This window comes from Scopulibacillus cellulosilyticus (genome assembly GCF_042665295.1).
Taxonomy (GTDB): domain Bacteria; phylum Bacillota; class Bacilli; order Bacillales; family Sporolactobacillaceae; genus Scopulibacillus_A; species Scopulibacillus_A cellulosilyticus.
This window is the reverse complement of sequence record NZ_JBHTCO010000004.1, coordinates 121,197-144,486: the sequence shown is the minus strand read 5'-3', so window position 1 is coordinate 144,486 and position 23,290 is coordinate 121,197. Positions and strand designations below refer to the sequence as shown.

General features: G+C 41.7%; 19 protein-coding genes. All 19 read right to left on the bottom strand.

Annotated elements, in window-relative coordinates:
* Positions 1 to 17: 17 nt before the first annotated feature.
* On the bottom strand, positions 18 to 1,781 hold the full coding sequence (gene xsc / locus ACFQRG_RS03915; protein WP_380963836.1) for a sulfoacetaldehyde acetyltransferase: 1,764 nt from the start codon (positions 1,779 to 1,781) through the stop codon (positions 18 to 20).
* An 82-nt stretch (positions 1,782 to 1,863) separates the two neighbouring features.
* Positions 1,864 to 3,216, bottom strand: a complete 1,353-nt coding sequence (locus tag ACFQRG_RS03910; RefSeq protein WP_380963833.1) for an aminotransferase — start codon at positions 3,214 to 3,216, stop codon at positions 1,864 to 1,866.
* Between the two features lie 294 nt (positions 3,217 to 3,510).
* Positions 3,511 to 4,644: an alanine dehydrogenase gene (gene ald / locus ACFQRG_RS03905; protein WP_380963831.1), complete on the bottom strand. Its 1,134-nt coding sequence runs from the start codon at positions 4,642 to 4,644 to the stop codon at positions 3,511 to 3,513.
* 453 nt (positions 4,645 to 5,097) lie between these two features.
* Positions 5,098 to 5,814 (bottom strand): DUF2278 family protein, encoded by a 717-nt coding sequence (locus tag ACFQRG_RS03900; protein ID WP_380963828.1) that lies wholly within the window; start codon positions 5,812 to 5,814, stop codon positions 5,098 to 5,100.
* Positions 5,815 to 6,104: 290 nt separating this feature from the next.
* On the bottom strand, positions 6,105 to 7,730 hold the full coding sequence (locus tag ACFQRG_RS03895) for an OPT/YSL family transporter (RefSeq protein WP_380963825.1): 1,626 nt from the start codon (positions 7,728 to 7,730) through the stop codon (positions 6,105 to 6,107).
* Positions 7,731 to 7,816: 86 nt separating this feature from the next.
* Positions 7,817 to 8,902 carry a M24 family metallopeptidase gene (locus ACFQRG_RS03890; protein ID WP_380963823.1) on the bottom strand — a complete coding sequence of 362 codons (1,086 nt, stop codon included), beginning with the start codon at positions 8,900 to 8,902 and terminating at the stop codon, positions 7,817 to 7,819.
* 50 nt (positions 8,903 to 8,952) lie between these two features.
* Complete coding sequence (locus tag ACFQRG_RS03885; protein ID WP_380963821.1) at positions 8,953 to 10,689, bottom strand: hydantoinase B/oxoprolinase family protein; 1,737 nt, start codon at positions 10,687 to 10,689, stop codon at positions 8,953 to 8,955.
* A 69-nt stretch (positions 10,690 to 10,758) separates the two neighbouring features.
* Positions 10,759 to 12,804 carry a hydantoinase/oxoprolinase family protein gene (locus tag ACFQRG_RS03880; RefSeq protein ID WP_380963818.1) on the bottom strand — a complete coding sequence of 682 codons (2,046 nt, stop codon included), beginning with the start codon at positions 12,802 to 12,804 and terminating at the stop codon, positions 10,759 to 10,761.
* A gap of 18 nt (positions 12,805 to 12,822) precedes the next feature.
* Positions 12,823 to 13,368, bottom strand: coding sequence for a helix-turn-helix domain-containing protein (locus ACFQRG_RS03875; protein WP_380963815.1), 546 nt, complete (start codon positions 13,366 to 13,368; stop codon positions 12,823 to 12,825).
* A 201-nt stretch (positions 13,369 to 13,569) separates the two neighbouring features.
* Positions 13,570 to 14,322 carry an IclR family transcriptional regulator gene (locus tag ACFQRG_RS03870; protein ID WP_380963811.1) on the bottom strand — a complete coding sequence of 251 codons (753 nt, stop codon included), beginning with the start codon at positions 14,320 to 14,322 and terminating at the stop codon, positions 13,570 to 13,572.
* A 340-nt stretch (positions 14,323 to 14,662) separates the two neighbouring features.
* Positions 14,663 to 16,147 carry a 4-hydroxyphenylacetate 3-hydroxylase family protein gene (locus ACFQRG_RS03865; RefSeq protein WP_380963808.1) on the bottom strand — a complete coding sequence of 495 codons (1,485 nt, stop codon included), beginning with the start codon at positions 16,145 to 16,147 and terminating at the stop codon, positions 14,663 to 14,665.
* An 11-nt stretch (positions 16,148 to 16,158) separates the two neighbouring features.
* Entirely contained in the window at positions 16,159 to 16,650 is a 492-nt protein-coding gene (locus tag ACFQRG_RS03860) for a flavin reductase family protein (RefSeq protein WP_380963805.1), read from the bottom strand.
* Between the two features lie 219 nt (positions 16,651 to 16,869).
* Positions 16,870 to 17,622: an IclR family transcriptional regulator gene (locus ACFQRG_RS03855; RefSeq protein WP_380963803.1), complete on the bottom strand. Its 753-nt coding sequence runs from the start codon at positions 17,620 to 17,622 to the stop codon at positions 16,870 to 16,872.
* A gap of 303 nt (positions 17,623 to 17,925) precedes the next feature.
* Positions 17,926 to 18,132: a 2-hydroxymuconate tautomerase gene (locus ACFQRG_RS03850; protein ID WP_380963800.1), complete on the bottom strand. Its 207-nt coding sequence runs from the start codon at positions 18,130 to 18,132 to the stop codon at positions 17,926 to 17,928.
* A gap of 18 nt (positions 18,133 to 18,150) precedes the next feature.
* Positions 18,151 to 18,927 carry a 2-keto-4-pentenoate hydratase gene (locus ACFQRG_RS03845; RefSeq protein ID WP_380963797.1) on the bottom strand — a complete coding sequence of 259 codons (777 nt, stop codon included), beginning with the start codon at positions 18,925 to 18,927 and terminating at the stop codon, positions 18,151 to 18,153.
* 11 nt (positions 18,928 to 18,938) lie between these two features.
* Complete coding sequence (gene dmpG, locus ACFQRG_RS03840; protein WP_380963795.1) at positions 18,939 to 19,958, bottom strand: 4-hydroxy-2-oxovalerate aldolase; 1,020 nt, start codon at positions 19,956 to 19,958, stop codon at positions 18,939 to 18,941.
* Between the two features lie 28 nt (positions 19,959 to 19,986).
* On the bottom strand, positions 19,987 to 20,868 hold the full coding sequence (locus ACFQRG_RS03835) for an acetaldehyde dehydrogenase (acetylating) (protein WP_380963792.1): 882 nt from the start codon (positions 20,866 to 20,868) through the stop codon (positions 19,987 to 19,989).
* 19 nt (positions 20,869 to 20,887) lie between these two features.
* A complete protein-coding gene (locus ACFQRG_RS03830) occupies positions 20,888 to 21,670 on the bottom strand; it encodes a 2-keto-4-pentenoate hydratase (protein WP_380963789.1) in 783 nt (260 codons plus the stop codon).
* Between the two features lie 139 nt (positions 21,671 to 21,809).
* On the bottom strand, positions 21,810 to 23,279 hold the full coding sequence (locus ACFQRG_RS03825) for an aldehyde dehydrogenase (RefSeq protein ID WP_380963786.1): 1,470 nt from the start codon (positions 23,277 to 23,279) through the stop codon (positions 21,810 to 21,812).
* Positions 23,280 to 23,290 lie beyond the last annotated feature (11 nt).

The following is a 23,290-nucleotide window of genomic DNA, read 5'->3' as shown; positions in this document are numbered from 1 at the left end:
CTATCCTCTGAAGTCCATTATTTATCCCAATTTTCAACATCTAAGTGAGCATACTTAGGCAATAAGCGGTGAGGCATTTTCAGAGCGTCTTTTCTAAATGGCGGTGCTAATTGCGTACCGTCCACTTTAATATTCAGAACAGTCGGTTTATCAGATTTTATCGCCTCTTCAATCGCTCCCTTAATATCCTCAGGACGATCAATCGTTACACCGTTTGCCCCCATTGCTTTGGCCACTTCCGCAAAGTTTGGCCCTTCAATATCAGCGCCGACAAAGCGGTTATTGTAGAAATCCACTTGGTTTTTCTTCTCTGCACACCATGCGCCATTGTTAAATACGCAGGCTACAACCGGCAACTTTTGTTCAACAGCTGTGCTGACCTCGTGCAAACTCATGCCCCAGGCGCCATCACCGACAATCGCGATGACTGGAGAATCAGGGTCTGCAATTTTTGCGCCAATCGCCGCAGGATAAGCAAAACCACAGTTGCCGAATGTTAATGCGGCAATATGCTTGCGGCTTTGAGTAAAGTCGAAATAAGCGTTAGCGGTTGATGACGTATTTCCGATGTCACTGGTCACAACCGTATTCTCCGGAATCGCTCTTGAAATTTCCAGTAAAGCACGGCGCGGGTTGATTGGTGTCCCTTCGATCATCGCTAATTCAACACGTTCTTCTTCCCACTTTCTTTTTTCTTCGGCAACTTTGGCCATACGTTCTTTATCGACTTGAACATTCGGCTTCTTCTCTTTTAACCGTTTACAAATTTCAACGCTTGCCGCTTTAGCGTCGCCGACGATACCTACTTCAACATGGTGAGGACGGGCGATATGTTTCGGATTAATGTCGATTTGAATGATTTTTGCCTGCTCAGGGAAATAATCAATGTCATAACAAGGCAGTGTGCCGAAGACTGACAGTCTCGTGCCGATAGCAAGCAGGACATCGGCATCCTTAATCGTGTTCATCGCTGCTTTTGAACCCATATAACCGATCGGACCAACCGCTAATGGATGATCAGCCGGGAAAGCATCATTATGCATATAAGACGTTGCCACCGGCGCCGTTAAGTGTTCAGCTATTTCCTTAACAACATCAATGCCGTCGGCGTCAACCGTGCCTCTTCCTGAAATAATGACAGGATTTTTCGCTTCAGCCAGAAGTTCAGCCGCCTTTTCAATCGATTCAAGCGAACCCGAGCCGCGGGATTCAGCGCGATATTGATGAGGCTCAAGAATGTAATCTTCAATTTCCCCGTAAAAATAGTCACGCGGAATATCATAAAGCACCGGACCGCGCTCCGCATATGCGATACGGAAGGCTGTTCTCAGGCAGTCAGCCACTCTGGACGGATGCGGGACACGAACGGTTTCTTTCGTAATCGCTTCAAAAACGGAAACTTGATCACATTCTTGGAAGCCGTCCCAGCCGATGGATGATGTGCCGGCAGATGGTGAAATCACTACCATCGGCGTATGCGCCATATTAGCCGCCGCAACAGAAGTCACCATATTTGTGATGCCGGGGCCGTTCTGGCCGACAACAACGCCCGCTTTACCGGTAATACGAGTATAAGCATCTTCCATATGCGCCGCGCTTTGTTCATGGCGGACCGGAATAAATTTGATGCCTGCAGTTGGCAGCAAATCAAGCATGTCCATAAAAGCTGATCCCAGAATCCCTGAGATATGATCAATACCTTCTGCTACTAAAGTTTCTACGATTGCCTCACTCGGTGTCATTTTTAGTTTTGTTTTTGTTTTGGTTGCAACATTTGCCATTATAAATTCCTCCCAAATATATTGTCATTTATTTTAGAAAACATTTTTATTATAAAATATTCAATTATATTAATCTATTAAATTATTGTACAGAATAAAATACTTCTTTAATAGTGTCCACAACAAAATGAAGATCTTCTTCTGTTGAAGATAACGGCGGAGCAATAATTAATACATTGCTGTAGCCTGGAATCGTATCACCGTTTCGGCCGATAATTAAGCCTTTATCTTTACAAGCTGCAATAATGCTATTAATATACTCTTCGGGTGCCGGTGTTTTTGATTCTTTATCTTCAACCAATTCAATGCCGTATAAGAATCCGACTCCGCGCACTTCCCCTACTTTATCTATAGCAGTCAATTCCCGAAGTTCACTAAGAATCGAATCACTTAAGCGTGCTACCCGGTCTACAATACCTTCCCTTTCAATAATTTCAATATTTTTCAACGCAACAGCACATGAAGCCGGGTGACCGCCGTAAGTAGAAACGTGGCTGAAGTGTTTTTTACCATCATTTCCTTGGAATTTCGAATATATTTTTTCACTTACGGCTGTTGCGCCTAATGGGGCGTAACCGCTTGTTAAGCCTTTTGCCATTGTGATGATATCAGGTTGAACATTATCCGAATGCATGTATCCAAACATTTCACCAGTTCTGCCAAATCCCGAAACAACTTCATCAATGATTAAAAGGACATCGTGCTTTTTACAAATTTCAGCAACACGGGTCAAGTATTCTTTTGATGGAACGATCACACCGCCGCCAGAGATAAACGGCTCCATAATAACGCCTGCAACAGTTTCAGAGCCTTCCCAGTTAATCACTTCATCAATATAATCAGCCGCCATGAGATCACTGTTCGGTTGGTCGCCAAAAGAACTTCTATAGCTGTACGGCGGCGGAACATGAAGAAAGCCCGGTACTGTTGGATCGTATTTTGCACGCCGGTTCGCTTGAGCGGTCGCGCTTAACGCGCCTAGTGTTGAACCGTGATAGGCCCTATATCTTGATATAAATTTATATTTACCCGGATTGCCATTTTGCGCATGATACTGGCGGGCAATCTTGAAGGCGGTTTCATTTGCTTCAGATCCGCTGTTTGAGAAAAATGTTGTATAAGGCGCTTTCAAAAGCTCGCTTATCTTAGCCGATAATTCAATCGCAGGAACATGGCTTAAAGTCAGCGGGAAGTAAGATACATTTACCATTTGATCGTAAGCTGCCTGAGCAATTTCTTTTCTGCCGTGTCCAAGATTCAAACACCATAACCCGGAAACGCCATCCAAATATTTATTCCCGTCCGCATCCGTAAACCAAGCACCCTCACCTTGAGCAGCGATCACCGGATGAGCACTTTTATTTTGATGCATTGCATGCCATAAATACTCTTTGTCCTTTTCAACTAGCCCTTTTACATCAACTTCAGTTGGCATTAAATTACCCCCATTCCTAATTTTGAAATGAAAATATATTAAAGTACGTGTTCAAAAAGGAGGACAAAAAGAGCCGAGAAGTTCAAGAAAGCGCCGCCTCCGAGCACCGGAGCGACGAGCATATCTTCTCGAAACGACTGCGAGTTGCGACGAGAAGTTGGTGATACATCTGTGAATAAACTACGGCGCAGGAGCACAGATGCATCTTAGAATTTGCTCGATACGTGAGGAGCGGAGGAGCCAGCTGACGCAGAAATTCGACAGCTATTTTTCCCGGACTTTTTGAACATCTTCTTAAACAGAAGCAACCTCTTCAAATAAAACAGACTCAAGTGGATGATATTCATAACCATGCGCATCAGCAACAGCTTTGAAAGTGACTTTACCATCAACCACGTTGATTCCTTTAGCAATCTCCTTATTATTCGCAGCTGCCAGCTTGTAACCATGGTCAGCAATTTGTACGCCATAAGGAATCGTTACGTTATTCAAGGAAATCGTTGATGTTCTGGCAACAGCCCCCGGCATATTAGCAACCGCATAGTGGACAACGCCGTATTTTTCATATGTAGGATGATCATGTGTTGTAATTCGATCAACAGTTTCTATAGAACCGCCTTGGTCAATGGCAACATCGACAATAACTGATCCAGGCTTCATAGTCTTAACCATGGCTTCGGTAACCAGACGCGGGGCCCGCGCTCCCGGAATTAATACAGCACCGACAAGTAAATCAGCTTTTTTAACAGCTTCTGCGATATTATAGCTGTTTGACATCACCGTATTTAAACGCCCTTGGAACAAATCATCCAATTGGCGGAGACGATTTGGATTAATATCCAGTAAAGTTACATTAGCGCCAAGACCAAGAGCCATTTTGGCTGCATTGGTACCAACAATGCCGCCGCCGACAATGACAACTTCACCAGGAGTGACGCCAGGAACGCCGCTAAGCAGAATACCTTTACCGCCCTTTGGTTTTTCTAAAAATTGCGCGCCAATCTGAATGGACATGCGGCCGGCAACTTCGCTCATTGGCGTAAGCAATGGAAGTGCGCCGTTTTCTAACTGAATCGTTTCGTAGGCAATGGCTGTAACTTTATTATCAATAAGCGCTTGTGTTAATTCCGGCTCTGGAGCTAAATGAAGATACGTATATAAAATTAATCCTTTACGGAAAAAACCGTATTCTTCAGGAAGCGGTTCCTTTACTTTGACAACCATATCAGCTGCCCATGCTTCTTTAGCCGAGGAAACAATAACAGCACCGGCAGACATATAATCTTGATCAGTAAATCCGCTGCCTAACCCGGCACATGTTTCAACTAAAACTTCATGACCATTATTTTTAAATGCGGTTACACCCGCGGGCGTCATACCCACACGATTTTCATTATTTTTGATTTCTTTTGGAACACCAATAATCAAAATAACCAACCCCCTAACATAACTATTTACTTACCCGGTTTGAAATTGCTTTAACAAATGTTTTAATCTTAAACTATCCGATCTTCAGAATTATTTATCACCCCCAAGGAGAGCTAGAATGTCGACTTCCATATTGGAGGAAGTAGCCAGCATTGTTCTAATGTCATGACATTATGACTTATGAAATTAAAAATAACCACCTTCCTTCCAAACAGCAATCATATTTACCAGCCTCAAAGGATTATTCTATAGCTGTTTATGAGGCAGAGCGTAACATATTTAAATAATTAACACATTGCTAATTTTCTAACTATAATGTTTATAATACTAATTTAAAGTATTATTGTTAAAATGTAAAGACATTTTATACAATTTTTATTATTTATTTTTTTCGACAACTCATACATAAAGACAGTAAGTTTAACTTACCGTCTTTATGTTAACCATTACTTTTTAGCGGATATATCCGTTAGATTTACATGGGTTTTTATCAAAATTGGTATGGTTGCATTTTTCAACAGGGCATATAGCATTACCTTGATCATCTGTACACCAGGATTGAGACTGAAATGCTAAGAAAATACCAACCCATTTGTCAGTCTCCTCAAAATAGATTAGCGCCCCGCCATCTTGCCATGTACCATTATCTTGTGTCCAATTCCCTGCATTGCCTTGGTTCATGTGTATGTCATGAATGCCATTGCCGGGCAAAAAGTTGAAATATTGATCCGGCTGACCGACTTCCGGACCCCACCTGTCGCCAAATGCGTAGACGACGGCTTTTTTATCAATAGCTTCTTTAAAATATTGATTAATCTTATCATTTAAATCGTTATTTGGCCCCGGAGCACTTGCCGGAAGTGGAATCATTTTTTTCGGATCAAACAATTTCCCCCGTATATAATCTAATGCAATATCCGGATTGTTATGATTAATCTCTGTAAAGCCGGACGCCAGTTTCGGCAATTTTGTAATGTCATCAGAGTTAAAATCTTCACTGACAAAATATAAAACTTCAGAAGGAGACGCTTGCGATTTAATGTTAATGGCAATTCGATATTTTGTACTTTGATCATCTTCAATCAGCACCTGATAATGCGGACTGCTGTCGCTGCCCTGCTTGGAATCAACTGCTTTTCCTTTTAGTACGCCATACTTTTTTAAAGGCATAGATTGTACCCTCCTTAAAGGATTAACTCCACCATATTAAAGGCGTAACGAGTTTCAAATGTTAAAAACTCACGTGATAAGATAAATAGAAAAGACGTATTCTTAGAAGCCGACTCCTGTTTTAATTAATATGGCACCTAAGCTTTATTTAGTAATTCTTTATATTTACTTGAAATTCCTTTGGCTAAATTTATCTAGATCATTAGTCACGCAAAAAACGCGGAATAATCTCTCCGCGTTTTTATAATAATTAGAAATTGTTTAAACACCTTTTCTATAAAGGCTTTCTGTTATTTTAACTTAAATACAGAACTAAAAAATGAATATAAGGCGCCTCCCGCAATTAACCCTGCAGCAGTTGTAAACATAGCCGGTTCGGCCTTTTTACCGTATATTTTAAGAATAATGACGCGGATAAGAATACCGGCGATAACTGACCAGCCTGCAATCGGATCCATTAATAGCAATCCGGTCGCAAACAGTACACCCATTTGCCGTTTCGACCCGCCAATTAATTGTAAAATTGCACCCGGAATTGCCCACAACAGTAACTCTAATGCAATATGGCTGGATACCCCGGCTTTAATGGTAGATACATAAACTTTATCAACCGGCGGCACTAACCCCTGTGCAAAATAAATATGAAAGGTAAAAGCTACAACAGCTATCGCAACAGCAAAACCAAGTAATCCCGCTTTAAATTGTTGTTTTCTGCCTTCTAATTCTGCTTTTATATCTTTACCGCTCCCACGAAGCAGATAGCCGGTTTTAAAATCATAGGCCATGTCGGTAAAAGCAGGTCCTGTTGCGGCACTGAAGCCGACCAGCAGCGCCAACGCAACCGGCGGAAATCCAATAAGCATCCCTATAATCAAAGTAATTAATGCAACCGCAAACGCTGGAAACCAGCCAGAATGCATAGCGGCAATTCCGACGATAATCTCGTGGCAAAATGCCGCAAATGCTGCGAACAACAAGAACACAATTAACATACCGATTGACATATGCGAGATAAGACCGCCCATCAATGCAATAATTAGAGCTACAATCAAATAAGCAACAAATCCTAACCCGAATGCACGCGTGGTATCCTTTTCCGAACGTGTGTGCTTTGCAGGACTTTGAACAACTTCTGCAGCAGCGGCAGTCTCTGAATCTTTTGAACTTTGAGCCAAAGCTTTTTTACTTTTAATAATCATAGTAACCATTTGACCTAAAGCGACCAAGCCCGCACCAATCATCACACCCTGCGGCAGATATATGGCATTAATATCAAGCCCGAACAACGAGGATGAATAGCCGCTGAACAATAATCCAATGCCAAACATGGTTAAAGCGATAATATTTCCTATAAAAGCAACGCCGAAGGCTGACATCGGGATGCCCAGCCATTGGCCAATAATGCCGCCGGCAATACCAATACCTAAAAACTTAGCTTTCTTCCCGCCTTGATCTCCGGCTTTAATTGCCTCTGATGTCGCGATGCCCGGTGCCCATGTCCCTTCAGCCGGAAAAATTTTCGAGTCAAACACGCGATATAAAATCACCGCATCAACGATAAGCGCACACGATGCCCCAATTAACATCGGCATGATCAGATCGGTTCTTCCAAAAATAAATGGAATTCCAATAGGAATCATTAAACTGTTTCCCGCTCCAAAGGTTGCTGAGGAAATAGAAGTCTGAACGAGGTTTTGCGTATGGATCGATTTATATCGATAGAAAAGTTTAATCGGTATTCTGGCTAAAATCATTGCCAGCAACGCGCCGATAATCGAGGTGTTGGCTGAAATCCCTAAAGATGTAATTAATTGAACACCAATAATCGCACCTAATGCTGACACGATAATAACAATAAACAAAATGGCTGGTGTAAAAACGGATGGGTTTTCAAATGCCTTTTGATGATCTTTCACTTTTTACCCTCCTTAGGAGGAAACAACAGCTAAATATCACCCCGGTCAATCAGCGGTAAATGTTGTTCCCCCTTTTTATCATCCTTCTATAATGTTATTAAATTTTTAGTATATGACATTAAGTTTAAACAGCCGTCCTCTGTAACAATAAGATCATCCTCGATCCGTACACCGCCTTTATCGGGAAGATAAATGCCCGGCTCAACAGTGAAGGCCATTCCTGGTTGTAAAACTGCTTCATTATTTTGCATAATATACGGTTCTTCATGTGCATTAAGACCAAGTCCATGTCCTGTACGATGGGTAAAGTAATCTCCATAACCATGATCCCGAATAATGGCTCTTGCGGCTTCATCAACCTCGTGAGCCGTTATACCCGGTTTAATTATTTCAACCGACTTTTGCTGTGCCGCTTTTACAACTTGATAAATTTCTTTCAGCTCATTTGAAATTTCGCCAACAGCTACTGTACGCGTGATATCTGCCACATACCCATTGAAAATTGCCCCGAAATCTATAACAACAAGCTCACCATTATTAATCTGTTTATTCGAGGCACGTCCATGCGGCAACGCGCCTCTATAACCCGAAGCAACCGTTGTCCCAAATGGCGTCCCCTCTGATCCTCTCTTTCGCATCTCATATTCAAGATGTGCAGCAATTTCCAATTCCTGAACACCTTCTTTAATATAAGGAAGGGTTGCGTCCAAACTGTTTTCAACAATTTGAACGGCTTTTTTCATGTTCTCGACTTCTTTACTATCTTTACAATTTTTGAAATTATTAACGATAATACTAATATCGATTGTTGCTTCGGTGTTGAGCGATTCAAGAGCCTTAAGCTCCTTTACGTTCATATGCTCATACTCAATGCCAATCTTCTCCATTTGAATGACAGCAGATGCCTTTTTCAGCACCTCATTTGGTCCTTGTTCATCAGTGTAAAAAAACTTTTTAGCTTCAGCTATTGATTCAGCTTTGTCGTATTCCACTTGAGGAAAGACCAAAACAAGTTCACCTTTTTTAGTGATGATTGCAAACGTTAATCGTTCTGAATGGTTTAGCTTCAAGCCGGTAAAATAATACATACCAGCACCCGGAACAAGAACTGCAGCGTCCAAATGCTTTGATCTTAATGCTTGTACTAATTTGCTTCGTCTTTCCTCAAACATGAAAATCCTCCTATTTCTTTTGTAAATAACCCTACTTATATTAAAAACAATTAATAGTTCTTTCTTTTTGAAGTTACACTTTTTGCTTCAAAAGTTTCAGAATCTACGATGACGCCGAATATTTCTTTGGCTTGATTAATAGTAATATAACCATTTTTGACATCAGAGGCTACCTTATCCGCAGGACGTTTACAAGGATCTCCATAACCGCCTCCTGTAGCCGTTACAAGTTCAACGACATCGCCTTTATTCAGCGGGAATCTGGCCGTAATGCCAAATGGCCCGGCTTTTTCTCCATTAGCCTTTCGAATATAAACATCATTTGGAGACCCTTCCTCACCCCCATTAACTCCCCACGGTGCAAACTTGTGACGACCGAACATTGTTGTCACCTTCTGATTATCCGTTAAGGCGCGGTAAGAACGAATAACACCGGAACCGCCGATATATTCGCCGGCACCTTTGCCGTCGCATCGTAAACTATATTGATCAACGAGTACGCCATATCTCGTTTCGGCTACTTCAATAGGGACATTGTATGTCTCTCCATCACCAAGACAAAACTGTCCCCGTGCCCCGTCTTGCCCGGCTCCAGCTCCCCAACCGCCGGCTGACGGTTCAACAATTAGAAATGGTTCCTCAGTATCAGGATGATTGCCGGTTAAAGTCACCGAGCAAACAGATAACAAGTGACCGGCCGTTAATCTATGAGGCAATACAGGTGCCAGTGCCTTCCAAATTAAATCTGCTCCGCCAAGGCGTGCCTCCCAGTTAATCGACACTGGCGCCGGACGTTTTGCAGAGAAAATGGCGCCTTCATCTGTAATAACCTTTAAAGGACGAAAGACACCGTCGTTGACATTCTGGGACGGATTTGTAACCGCTAAGAAGACAACGCGGACTCCGGAAACTAACGCGGAATAAGAACAATTGACCGGTCCGATCACCTGCGGATGGCTTCCGCGGAAGTCACAAATAAATTCATCATCTGTAATTGTTACTTTAACTTTAATTTTAAAGGGGCCGGCACCAGTCCCGTCATCATCAATATAATTTTCCGCTGTATAAGTACCCTTTGGCAGCTTGGCTAATTCTTTTCTCGCTAACTGTTCGCCATGATCTAATAGATGGCCAATTGAAGCTAATACCATGTCTTTGCCGTGCTGATCACATAATTCACCAAATCGTTTTGCACCCGTACGCAAGGCGGCAACCTGAGCCCACATATCACCGATAGATAAATCAGGAAAACGAACATTGGATTCAATCATATCGACTAAGGCTTGGTTAACTTTACCTTTATTAAATAACTTCACTCCCGGAAATTGCAGACCTTCTTGAAAAATTTCTGTTGAATCACTTGTAAATGACCCGGCATCCTTTCCGCCCACTTCTGTCCAATGGGCTTTATTAACCGAAAAAGCAACGAGTTCACCATCGTAAAAAATCGGCATAGCCAATCCGACGTCGGAGAGATGAGATCCTCCTCCGCCGTATGGATCATTAATGATGATAATGTCACCCGGCTCCAGTCCTTTACCGTCTTCATATTTTTTCAATATTTGCTGAACCATTGAGCTTAACATCCCGATAAAACCCGTAACACCATTCCCTTGAGTTAACAGCTGGCCTTTTGCATCGGTCAAGCCGCTGGCATAATCGAGGACTTCATAAATAATCGGGCTCATCGATGTACGCGCAAGGGCGTAAAACATTTCTTCCCCAATAGCGAGCAACGAGTCTTTAATTATCTCCACACTGAATGGATCTACCTTAGTCACTGTCATAACTGCAATCTACCTCCATCCAAATTAATAAAAATCCTTGAGTATTATTTGCGCCATTTAAGAACTGGCTTATTTAACGCCAGTATGAATAATAAGGTTGCCGTAATCATCAACTGTAAAAGACTGCCCTGGATACACTACGGTTGAAGCAGAAGTTTCTTCAATAATAGCAGGACCGCTTGCCTTCATATTCGGTGACAATTGACTCCGGTTATAAACAGCAGTTTCCAGCCAGCCTTCATGTTCATAGTAAACGCTGCGTTTTTCTTTTAAAGCTAATTCAATCCGTTTCTCTGTTACCGTTAATTTTTTCAATTCAGGTTTTTCAACTTTTCCGAAAGCTGTTAAATGCAAATTAACAATTTCCATCGGTGAATCTTCCAATTTAAATGTATAATTTTTCTCATGGAGCCGATGAAATCTTTCATTAATTTCGGAAATTGTTTCTTGTGTCCAATCACCATTTGGCACCGGCACTTTAACCGTATGTTCCTGACCGGCATATCTCATATCCGCAAAACGGCTGAACATCACACAAGCAGCGTCAATGCCTTCTTCACTAAATTGTGAAATCGCCTCCGATTCAAAGTGGCGCCACTCTTGATTTAATTCATTCAAGTCAACATCGTTCAAACGTTTTATATGTGTCTGAATATAATCATGGCGCAAATCCGTCATTAACATGCCCCAAGCAGAGAATACTGAGGAAGCAACAGGCACGATGACTTTTTTCACACCAAGATCCTTGGCTAGTGCAGGGGCATGCATGGATCCGCCGCCGCCGAAAGCGACAAGCGTAAAGTCTCCCGGATTGTGTCCTTTTCTAATTGAAATCAGTTTAAGCGCATTTAACATATTGGAATTGGCGATACGAATTATTCCAAGCGCTGCCTCTTCAACAGAGATATCATAATGTTTGGCTACCTTTTCTTGAATGGCTTTCTTAACCTTTTCTAAATCCACATGATAGTCAAAGTTTTCTTTTGAAAGCCTTCCTGTAATAAGGTTAGCATCTGTTGTTGTCGGTTCCGTTCCGCCTTGCCCGTAAGCAACCGGACCCGGCACAGACCCTGCAGATTGCGGACCAACCATTAACGAACCGGCATCATCAATCCAGGCGATTGAGCCTCCGCCGTTGCCGATCTCCACAATATCGATCACCGGAACTTTAATCGGATAGCCTGCGGTGCGTTCATTTTTTTCAATATAGTAATCTGTTGTTACCTTAATCTCGCCCTTGTTAATTAAGGAGCATTTAGCGGTTGTTCCGCCAATATCAAAGGCAATGATATTTTCTTCTCCCAACAATTCCCCCAGGACAGCGGCACCGTAAATCCCGGCAACCGGACCGGACTCAACTAAATTAATCGGTGTTTCTTTCGCTTGATTAAAAGTTGTCGTTCCGCCGTTGGACTGCATAATATAGTTAAAACCATCAGCTTTATTTTCCTTTAATTTGGAATAAAGCTTGTCCACATATGTTGCAGCAATCGGTTTGACATAAGAATTAAGAACGGCTGTATTTGTTCTTTCGTATTCCCGCCATTCTTTTGTCACCTCGTGAGAAGCAGTTACTGCAACCTCCGGCCATATTTCCTTAATTAATGCTGCGGTTTGCTGTTCATGTACCGGATTGACATAAGCATGTAAAAGCGATATTGCAACTGCTTCCACATTTTCTTTTTGAAAATAGGCGATAATTTCCTTAATTTGTTCTTTATTTAAAGGCGTAAGCACTTCCCCTTTATAATTCAACCGCTCTTCCACTTCTTGCCGCAAATAACGTTCTACAAATGGTTCAGGCTTTTGATAGCGGACATTAAACAAGTCAGGACGATTACCTCGGGCAATTTCTAATACATCCCTGAACCCTTTCGTCGTAATTAATCCCGTTTTTACACCCTTTTTCTCAGTCAACGCGTTAATGATAACAGTTGTGCCATGAATAAAAGTATCAATAGAACGGGGGTCAATCTTACTTTTTTCTATAACGTCAATAACCCCTTTTTCAAAGTTAGGCGGTGTTGTATGACTCTTTGCTACACCGATGGCTCCTTCATCATTAACATAGACTAAGTCCGTAAATGTTCCTCCAATATCTGTTGCGACTCTCATAAGAATCCCCCTTGTAAATTAAAATATCACTGGTGTTAAGATGGAAAGTAAAATAGTTTCCTCATCTAACGGATTTTCTGAGCAATGCGGCTCATTAGAAGGAAAATGAATTGTGTCACCTTCCCGGATAAAATATTCTTTATCGTTCACATAGAACAATGCGGCCCCTTTTAACACATAATAAAATTCCTCACCGGGATGCCTCAGGATTTGTGAACGTTCCTGCTTAGGGGCCATCTTGACAAGCATCGGTTCAAGAGACCTGCCGGTAAATTCACCGTTTAAACGGGCATAAGTCGGTTTTGAGCCTTCAATATTAAACTCGCTCCGGTTACCTGATTTGACAACGTAATTATGATTAGATTGATAGTTTTCAAAAAAATAAGCGATGTTAACTTCCAGTGCATCAGAAATCTTTTTTAAAGATGTAACCGCTAATGAAGAAGTTCCCCTTTCAACCTGGGAAAGAAAACTGATAGATAAACCGGTTTTTTCGCTTAAATCTTTAAGCGTTAAGCCTTTTTGTTGACGAATGTTTTTGATCTTTTTATTAATGTCATCCATAATGAATGCCCTTTCAATTTACAGTATAATGAAATTTTTTAGTATTTACTTTAATTATTTTTAGTTTATCATAATTTTTATAAAATGCAAATTTCATTATTTTCCATCAAATATTCAATAAGACAAAAAACCACAAGAAAACAATTTTCTTGTGGTTATGTATACTTATTTATTTTTTAATCTTTTTATATGATTGCGCTTTCACAAAACTTCAATATATCCCAATTCTTTAGAAATTGATTGAGCAGTCTTTATGACACTTTGAATCATGATTTGTTTTTCTCTGCCTTGCATGTAAGAAGGGGGGCCAACCATATTGAAAGCAGCAATGATTTTCCCTGAATAAGATCGAATAGGGGCTGCGATACCATAGTCCCCCAATTCATTTTCATTATTACATATCGAATATCCTTTTTCTCGTACATTATTAAGCTCTTCTTTCAGTCTGTCATGTCTTGTAATTGTATTAGGTCCCCACTTTATCAGTCCATTGGCAATAGTAGGTTGGACTAATGACGGGTTAAATGCGAGTAATATTTTTCCCGTACTGTAACAATACGTCGGTTTTCTTAAACCAATATACGTGTGCACCTCATCGGCATGCTTTGATGATGACTTCATAACAAAAATAAATTGTCCCTTTTCATCCAACATGCCAATATGTACGACGCTATTAAAACTATTAATCAATTCTTGGACTAAGGGATTGGCCTTATTATATATTTCTTGTTGATACATGACTTGGTTGCCTAACCCAAACAATGTCCATCCAAGTCTATATTTATTCCTGCTGTCTTTAATTAAAAATCCTTCTTCAAGAAGCGAGCGAAGCAAGTGATGGACCGTACTGGGGTTCATACCAAGTTTTGTAGCAATTTCTAAATTACCCAACGCCGGTTCATCCGGTGTAAAGCAATTTAATATTTTAGCAATTTTGTGGACCGTCGAAATCACTTTCCTTTTCCCCTGCCTTTTTCAAGAGTATTCAGCGCAAACTGGAATAATCATCAAAAATTAAAGTGATTACGAATTCTTTAATGAACAGCCTGTTAATCAGTTGACACTTAAAATTCTTTAACACTATGTATTTTTATTATAATACTAAAATTTCCTATTTTCTAACACTAAGTCCTTATTCTCTTTTTAATTAATAAACGGAGAGCTTAGCTTAATATAAAAAGTGCGGGACATCATGATCTTAATCTTAGTCCCGCATCTCTAAAAACTATAATATTTATTTTTCAGTCTAATGTTATATAAAGCGCTTACGGATTTTCATAAAAGTCATTTATCATTAATCCTGAGTGCCAACGGGCTCTTTCTGCGCTTTAAGCGCTCCGTTCAGTGCATCATCAACCAATTTAAATGAATGCTGCCGCTTAAAATTGCTATAAAACATGCCAAGTTTTCTTACCGGATCTCCAGAATAATACCGCTCATATTGCACTAATCTTTGACCAAAACCTTCACCGCATAAATCCCATGCCAGTTTAAACAAACGGATCCGATCATATGCAGATACACCGGAACGTCCGCCATAATAGCGATCCATATCATCACGCAATTCTTCATTCTCGAAATCGTCGCCGGATGGCATCATAAGCAAACCGCCCGCTCCGATTGTTTGGATGATTTCTATGGCCCGTGGATACATCTTTGGCAGCATGCCGCGAATTGTTTCAAGGGGAATGCCTGCAGGAATAACTTCTCCGTGCGGCGTTGTTACATATTCGTATTCTGAAACACGTAATAAAGCCCTTATCACTTCAACAGACTGTACTAATTCACCAAGCTGAGTTTGTACATTAAGATAGCCGTCGACGCCAATCGCATCAGCTAATCTGGCTGCAATTTCCATCGCAAATGATAGTTTTGTAAGCCCTCTGACACCATTTTGATGTGTCGATTGCATCAAACCTGTTTGTGAATATAATTGGTTTGCTGCTTCAACATTACTGTGCATAAAGACGCGATCCCATGGAACAAGCACATCGTGAAAGACTAATATGGCGTCCATTTCCTCAAATCTTGATGCCAAAGGATGATCGAATAGTGAGCGTGTGCCGTCTTGCATCGGTTCCCGGCACAGAAGCCTTAATCCCGGTGTGTCTATAGGAATTGCAAACGATAATGCGTAACGTTCGTCTCTCGGTTTAAAACCTGGAAATGAATACACAATAACTTCATCTGTTATAGGTGCCAGTGTCGCAAGCATTTTTGCTCCTCTAACAATAATGCCTTCAGGCGTTTCTTTCACAAGCCCTAAGTGGGTAAAAGTCTCCTTTTGCTCATGAGACGCCTTGCTCCGGTCGTTTTGAGGATTTACAATGGCGTGTGTTAAGAACAAGTCATTATCCCGAATATATTTATAGTAGTTTTGAATATTTTTTGCCCAATCCGGGTTATACTTTTCAAAGAATGCTGCATTGCTTGCCATTGAGCTGACTGTTACATTCAAAAAGTCAGGCGTTCTTCCCATTAGTCCAAAGTTTTCTTTCGCCCAAGTTTCAAATAATGCTCTTCGTGCCTGTAAATCTTCGAAACTCTTTGGAATTAAAAACGCATTGGACACCCTTTCACCGGTTTCCTCACAAATATGCGTGATTTTGTCGCTATACTCCGGATCGTGCTGCATATCATATAATCTGGCAATCTCGCGAATCGGCTGTTGAAATACGGGTTCGTTAACTAAATCTGTAACCTTTCTGCCCGACATCCAAACTTCCGGCTGGCGGGATTTTAACCCATTAATATACTGTGCACCTGTTCGTATACCCATATTTGCTCCCCCTATACCTGTTCTTTTACCCTATTTTCAATTTCTTTTGTTTGCAAGAACTTACCTTGGAAAAACAACAAACCTTCTCCGTTATTGTAAGAAAAGTCTTGAACACGTCCAATATAGAGGGCATGGTCTCCGCCGTCATATTCTTCCCAAGGCTCGCATTCTATCGTTGCTAAAGCATCTTTTAACTTAGGGCCAATAGATGAATCCTCCCATTCAACAGTAAGACCTTGCTGCTCTCGTCCTGCAAATTGCCAAGCCAAAACTTCCTGATCTTTTGACAAAATGTTAATAACAAACGAACGCCCCTTCAAGGAATTATAAGAATTAGCTTTGCGGTCGATAGAAATAAGTACAAGCGGAGGATCTAATGATACAGAAGTAAACGAATTGACAGTAATGCCATATCGTTGTCCATTATCCCCAAACCAAGTAACAACCGTAACACCTGTCGCAAACCGCCCAAAACAATTTCTTAATTCTCGTACATTATTCATCTATTACGGTCACCTCCAAAATAACTAAAGTCCAAATTCTATTTTCTCTACAATTAAAACTATATAGAATAAACCGAATCCATTTATCTGATTATTTCATAATATGAAACCCATATAACTTTTTATAAAATTCATTAAAAAAACCGCAAGAACATTTGTCTTTGCGGTTTAAAAATCTATTTTTAATTTAGTATTGCTTTTAAAAAAATGTCAGCGCTTTCATATTGCTTCAATATATCCCAATTCCCTTGAAATAGATTGCGCAGTATTTATGACACTCTTAATCATCACTTGCCTCTCGCTTCCTTGCATATAAGAGGCTGGGCCTACCATATTAAGTGCGGCAATGGTTTTTCCTGTATAGGATCGAATAGGGGCTGCGATGCCGTATACGCCAAATTCATTTTCATTATCGCTTACCGAATACCCCTTATTCCGTACATCGCTAAGCTCAGTCTCTAACTTGTCTATGGTCGTAATCGTATTAGGTCCACGCGGCAATAATCCCTTATTAATTGTAGGCTCTACTAATGATGGATTAAATGATAGCAATATTTTTCCCGTACTGAAGCAATAAGTCGGTTTCCTGGCACCGATGTATGTAGGCACCTGAATTGCATGCTTTGATGAAGACTTCATAACAAAAATAAATTGCCCCTTTTCATCCAACATGCCAATATGAACAATGCTGTTGAAACTCTTGATTAATTCTTGAACCATAGGTATGGCTTCATTATAAATATCCTGCTGGTACATCACTTGATTGCCCAGCTCTAAAAGTTTCCATCCAAGTCTGTATTTATTCTTGCGGTCTTTAATCAATAAACCTTCCTCAAGAAGCGAGCGAAGTAAATGATGGACCGTACTCGGATTCATACCCAGTTTTGAGGCAATCTCTAAGTTTCCTAATGCTGGTTCATCAGGCGTAAAGCAATTTAATATGTTTGCGATTTTATGAACTGTCGAAATCACTTTTGCTTTTCCCCTTCCTTTGTTCTAAGAGTATTCAGCACAAATTCAAACCGTTATCCCAATCTGAAGTGATTACGATATACTTCATTTATACGATAAATTTATCATTAATAATTTAAAATCACTCACCTCCAAATTTGTTTTGACACTATATTCATTATAATGCTTTGTCTATGTATTTTCTATGAATTTATCAATCCATTTGGATTATTTCCAATTATCTATCCAAAGTTTATTTTTATAAACTTTACTAGTCTACAAGATTAAAAGAGGCGGGGTTTTCTTTGTCCCGCCCCAATTAATCTATCTTTCGTTACCGGCTGACCCTTCCTCTGCCTTTGTTACCCCACCGGTCGCCCAATGTTCTCTTGCTGTCTCATGCAACAGCACCCGTATCGACTCCGGCTTGGCATCAAGGCTCCGGCTAATAGCGGATGTCACTTCACAAATCAATTGTTTCTTCTGTTCTTGACTGCGTCCTTGTAAAATATGAATATGTGCTATCGGCATAGCTAGATTCTCCCCAAGTTAAGCCTTGACACTAAATTTAAGTGATCCAAGCTGGTCATATTGAACCTCGATCCGGTCACCTTCAGAGACACTCACCGCATCTGTGACAGCCCCGGCTAAAATAACATTGCCAGGCTGAATGGTTAGGCCGCTGCGGCTAAGCATTTTGGCAAGTTCTACTACAGATCGAACCGGATGACCGAGGATGGCTGCCCCTGCGCCTGTCTGAACAACCTCACCATTCTTATACATCGACACGCCCACTTCATCCCAAGCGGTATGGTATGGTGAAAACCCTTGATCGCCGACGATGAATTTCGAGGATGAAGCGTTATCAGCGACGACGTCTATATGTGTAAATGAGAAATTTTTATAGCGGCTGTCAATCACTTCGACCGCCGGCAAAATACATTCGGTGGCTAACCAGACATCACGGGGCGTGATGTTATCTCCGCCTAATTCTTTTTTTATAACGAAAGCAAGCTCAGGCTCAACGCGGGGATGGATTAGTCCTTCCAGACGTAAAACAGGTTCAGTCAGCTCCATTGATTGGGTGAGTCTGCCGTAAATCGGTTCTTCTACGCCCATTGTGACCTGTTTAGGTTTACTCGTTAGCCCCATTTTCCAGCCGATTAACCGGTCACCACGTTCAATAGCCAGGTCGACACACCGTTTTTGAATATCATAAGCTTCCTCTACACTCAGATTTGGATGGCTAAGCGTGATTTTCTCCATTTCCCTGCCTGAACTTTGATGTGCATCGATCTCTTCCGCAATTTTTTGTAAATCCATCATTACTTTCCTCCTTAAACTGGCGCTGACTGTTTCTTGGCTATTTCAGCTGCGACATCTACGATCATGTCTTCTTGTCCGCCTACGACTTTTCGTTTTCCGAGCTCTATTAAAATATCACGTGAATCGACCTCGAATTGTTTGGCCGCTTTTTGTGCATGAAGCAAGAAGCTTGAATAAACACCTGCATATCCTAAGACAAGGCTGTCTTTAGTAATTTCCTGAGGTTTAGGTAAAATTGGCGCTACAATATCTTCTGCCAGATCCATCATTTTATAAATATCAATCCCGGTTTCAATCCCTAAGCGGTCAAGCACTGAAACTAACACTTCCGTCTGAGTATTCCCGGCACCTGCTCCTAAACAACGAACGCTGCCGTCAATTCTTGTTGCCCCTTCCTCGATAGCGGCTAAGGTATTAGCCATGGCGAGAGAAAGGTTATTGTGTCCATGAAAACCAATATTAACCTGAATATTCTCTTTTAACGCCTTGATCCGCTCTTTGACTTGATGAGGTAACAGCGCCCCGGCTGAATCGACGACATAGACCGTATCTGCACCGTAGCTTTCCATAAGCTTTGCCTGTTCAACTAACTTACGAGCGGGTGCCATATGCGCCATCATCAAGAAGCCAACTGTCTCCATGCCTAATTCCTTGGCTATCGAAATGTGCTGTCTGGATACATCGGCTTCGGTGACATGGGTTGCGATCCGGGCCATCTTTGCTCCGATATTTGCCGCTTGCTTCAACTCTTCTACCGTGCCGATTCCCGGCAGAAGCAGCACAGCTATCTTGGCATTTTGACAAACGGACACAGCTGCCTCAATCAGCGCCATTTCATCAGTTTTCGACAGCCCGTATTGCAGGGATGACCCTGCAAGACCGTCCCCATGAGTCACTTCTATATATGGAACATTAGCTTCGTCTAACGCCTTTGCAATTTGCAGCACTTGATCAACCGTATACTGATGTCTGATCGCATGGCTGCCGTCACGAAGCGCTACTTCTGTAATAAGGACATCTTGTTTTGCCATTTTTATTCTCCTTTCCGCAACTTGTTCATTAAGCCTTTTGCACTAATTGATGTTTGGCAAGTTCTTCAGCCACTTTAACAGCTGAAGAGGTCATAATATCTAAATTACCGGAGTATTTAGGGAGGTAGTCCCCCGCTCCTTCTACTTCAACAAATACAGTCACTTTATTGCCCTCAAAAATAGGCAGCGTACGCAAACGATATCCCGGTACATATGCCTGGACAGTTTGCACCATATTTTGAATAGACTGTTCGATGACCGCCTTGTTCAGCGTGCCTTCTTTTACGAGACAGTACACGGTATCACGCATCAGAATCGGCGGTTCGGCTGGGTTAAGGATTATAATCGCTTTTCCTTTCTTTGCCCCGCCGATTTCTTCGATCCCTTTTGATGTTGTCTCCGTAAACTCGTCAATATTTGCCCGGGTTCCGGGACCTGCACTTTTACTTGAGATGGTTGCTACAATCTCCGCATATTCGACAGGGCTTATCTTGTTAATGGCATGAACGATCGGAATCGTTGCTTGTCCGCCGCAAGTGATCATATTAATATTTGGTTCATCCATATGCTCTCCGAGATTCACAGAGGGCACCACAAACGGTCCGACCGCAGCCGGTGTCAAATCCAAAACTTTTTTCCCAGCTTCTTTTAAAACCTTTGCATGGTACAGATGGGCTTTCGCCGAAGTCGCATCGAAAAGAATATCCGCCAGTTCCGGATGCGCCATAAATCCGTCTATCCCGTTATCAAAAGTCTCATAGCCCAATTCTTTTGCGCGTCTTAAACCATCTGACTCAGAGTCAATGCCAATCATTGTTGTCAATTCCAGTCCATCGGAACGGCGCAATTTAATCATTAAGTCCGTGCCGATATTGCCGGAACCAATGATGCCAACTTTCAATTTTGCCATTTATGATCATTCCCCTCAATTAACGTGTAAATCGTACACTGACTTCTCCTAAATGAGCGAGCTTTGCCCGAAAACTGTCTCCCGGTTCGGCTACGACCGCTGCTGATAAGGCACCCGACAGGATCACTTCCCCCGCTCTTAAACTAATATCAAATTCACTCATCTTATTGGCAAGCCAAGCGACACAATTGGCTGGATGCCCCAAAGCCGCGGCGCCTGCCCCAGTGTTTACGATCTCATCATTTTTGTACAGAATCATACCTAACTGCGCTAGATCAACTTTATCTGTCGGTATCGGCCTATCACCAAGAACAAAAAAGCTGCTGGACGCATTGTCGGCAACCGTGTCCGGCAATTTAATCTTCCAATTGTCAACCCGGCTGTCGACAATTTCTAAGACAGGCAGGACAAAGTCCGTCGCCTTTAGTACATCAAGGGTTGTGACATTTGGTCCTTGAAGATCCTTTTTTAATACAAAGGCAATCTCTCCCTCAACTTTTGGCTGCATCACCCGGCCGAAGGGAATTTCCCCGCCGTTTTCCACAACCATACCGTCCAGTAAGTGACCATAATCCGGTTCGTTAACGCCTAACAATTGCTGCATCGGTAAAGATGTCAGGCCTATTTTCTTCCCTACGATTCGTTGACCGGCATCTATCTTTTTTTGAATGTTAACGAGCTGAATTTGATAGGCCTCTCCGGTACTTAAATCGGGATATCTATCAGTTAACGGCTCAATCCCTTGTCCCGTTTCTTCTGCATGTACCAGGAAACTTGCAAGTTCTTCTATTTTTGTACTCAAACCTAGTCCCTCCCTGTTCAATCCATCAAACGATATGTATTGCTTCATACAATTTAATCGTCTTAGAAATTCACTATAAAGCTAATCTTCCATTAGTGGGGGTTTTTCTTGGTACCCCACTGATGGAAGTCTTAATTTATTAAAGTTTCATTGTGACTGTTTTTGCTTCTGTATAGAATTCAAAGCTGTGGCGGCCGCCTTCACGTCCGATACCGCTTGCTTTTGCCCCGCCAAACGGTGTTCTTAAATCACGAATGTACCAGCAATTAACCCAAAGCAGTCCGGAGTTTACTTCTGAAGTCACCCGTTGTGCACGTCTTAAGTCATTTGTCCAAACAACACCAGCTAAGCCATAGATGGAGTCATTAGCAATCCGGATCGCATCTTCTTCCTCCTTAAAAGGAATAATGACAGGAACAGGACCAAAGATCTCTTCTTGAGCGACCCTCATCTTGTTATCAACATCATAGAGAACAGTTGGCTCGTAAAAGTTGCCATTTTTAAGCCCCTCTACTCTCTTTCCGCCAAGAGCAAGCTTAGCTCCTTCCTCTAACCCGATTTGCACATATTGATCAACTGATTCAAGATGACTCTTTGATACAAGGGCACCCATATCCGTTTTCTCATCGGTCGGGTCGCCGACTTTTATCTTCTTAACGGCTGCTGTAAACTTATCTAAGAATTGATCATAAATGCTTTCCTGCACAAGTATCCGTGACCCTGCCAGACAAATTTGTCCTTGGTTGCGATAGATGGCGTCAAGTGAACCTTTCACCGCTTCATCTAAGTCGGCGTCTTCAAATATAATGTTTGCTGATTTACCGCCTAATTCTAATGAAACAGGGATTAAATTCTCCGATGCATTTTTCATCACCATTTTTCCGGTATTGCTTTCGCCAACAAATGAAATACGGCGGACAAATGGATGCGTTGCCATTGCTGTACCGACCGTACTGCCTGGACCCGTTAAAATATTTAAAACACCCGGCGGCAATCCCGCTTCGTTGGCAATTTCTCCAAGCATGACCGCACTTAGCGGGGTGTAGGATGCCGGTTTAACAACAACTGTATTGCCTGAAGCCAAAGCAGCAGAAGCTTTCCATGTCAATTGCATAAATGGCAAGTTCCATGGAATAATTAAGCTTGTCACGCCTGCCGGTGCATATTTGGCATATGACATCACATGATGCTGGTCATAGTGTTCATGAACCACGTATTTGGCCATTTCTGCAAAAAAGCGGAAGTTTTGTGCTGCGCGCGGGATGTCAAAGCCGCGGCTTTCTTTAATTGGCTTGCCTACATCAAGGGTTTCGACTAAGGCCAGTTCATCAACCCTTTCCAAGATTAAGTCAGACATTTTACAAAGAATGTTCGATCTTTCTTCAACAGGCATTTTGCTCCATACGCCGCTTTCGAATGTCCGCTGCGCTGTCTCAATCGCACGTTTCGCATCTGCATCACTGCCGTTGGCTACTGAAGCAAGTTTTTCATTTGTTGCAGGATTAAGCGTATCGAAGGTTTCTCCTGAAATGGCATCAACATAGTCTCCATCAATGAAAAGTTTGGCATCTTTTACTTTTGCTTTTCCGATTAGTGTTTCTTTATTCACAATGCACACCT

Coding starts and splice junctions, on each gene's coding strand:
- ACFQRG_RS03845 (WP_380963797.1), bottom strand. CDS start 18,927: ATGATGGATTTACAAAAAATTGCGGAAGAGATCGATGCACATCAAAGT.
- ACFQRG_RS03885 (WP_380963821.1), bottom strand. CDS start 10,689: ATGACAGTGACTAAGGTAGATCCATTCAGTGTGGAGATAATTAAAGAC.
- ACFQRG_RS03875 (WP_380963815.1), bottom strand. CDS start 13,368: ATGGATGACATTAATAAAAAGATCAAAAACATTCGTCAACAAAAAGGC.
- ACFQRG_RS03900 (WP_380963828.1), bottom strand. CDS start 5,814: ATGCCTTTAAAAAAGTATGGCGTACTAAAAGGAAAAGCAGTTGATTCC.
- ACFQRG_RS03890 (WP_380963823.1), bottom strand. CDS start 8,902: ATGTTTGAGGAAAGACGAAGCAAATTAGTACAAGCATTAAGATCAAAG.
- ACFQRG_RS03880 (WP_380963818.1), bottom strand. CDS start 12,804: ATGAGAGTCGCAACAGATATTGGAGGAACATTTACGGACTTAGTCTAT.
- xsc (WP_380963836.1), bottom strand. CDS start 1,781: ATGGCAAATGTTGCAACCAAAACAAAAACAAAACTAAAAATGACACCG.
- ACFQRG_RS03865 (WP_380963808.1), bottom strand. CDS start 16,147: ATGGGTATACGAACAGGTGCACAGTATATTAATGGGTTAAAATCCCGC.
- ACFQRG_RS03860 (WP_380963805.1), bottom strand. CDS start 16,650: ATGAATAATGTACGAGAATTAAGAAATTGTTTTGGGCGGTTTGCGACA.
- ACFQRG_RS03850 (WP_380963800.1), bottom strand. CDS start 18,132: ATGCCGATAGCACATATTCATATTTTACAAGGACGCAGTCAAGAACAG.
- ACFQRG_RS03835 (WP_380963792.1), bottom strand. CDS start 20,868: ATGGCAAAATTGAAAGTTGGCATCATTGGTTCCGGCAATATCGGCACG.
- ACFQRG_RS03910 (WP_380963833.1), bottom strand. CDS start 3,216: ATGCCAACTGAAGTTGATGTAAAAGGGCTAGTTGAAAAGGACAAAGAG.
- dmpG (WP_380963795.1), bottom strand. CDS start 19,958: ATGGCAAAACAAGATGTCCTTATTACAGAAGTAGCGCTTCGTGACGGC.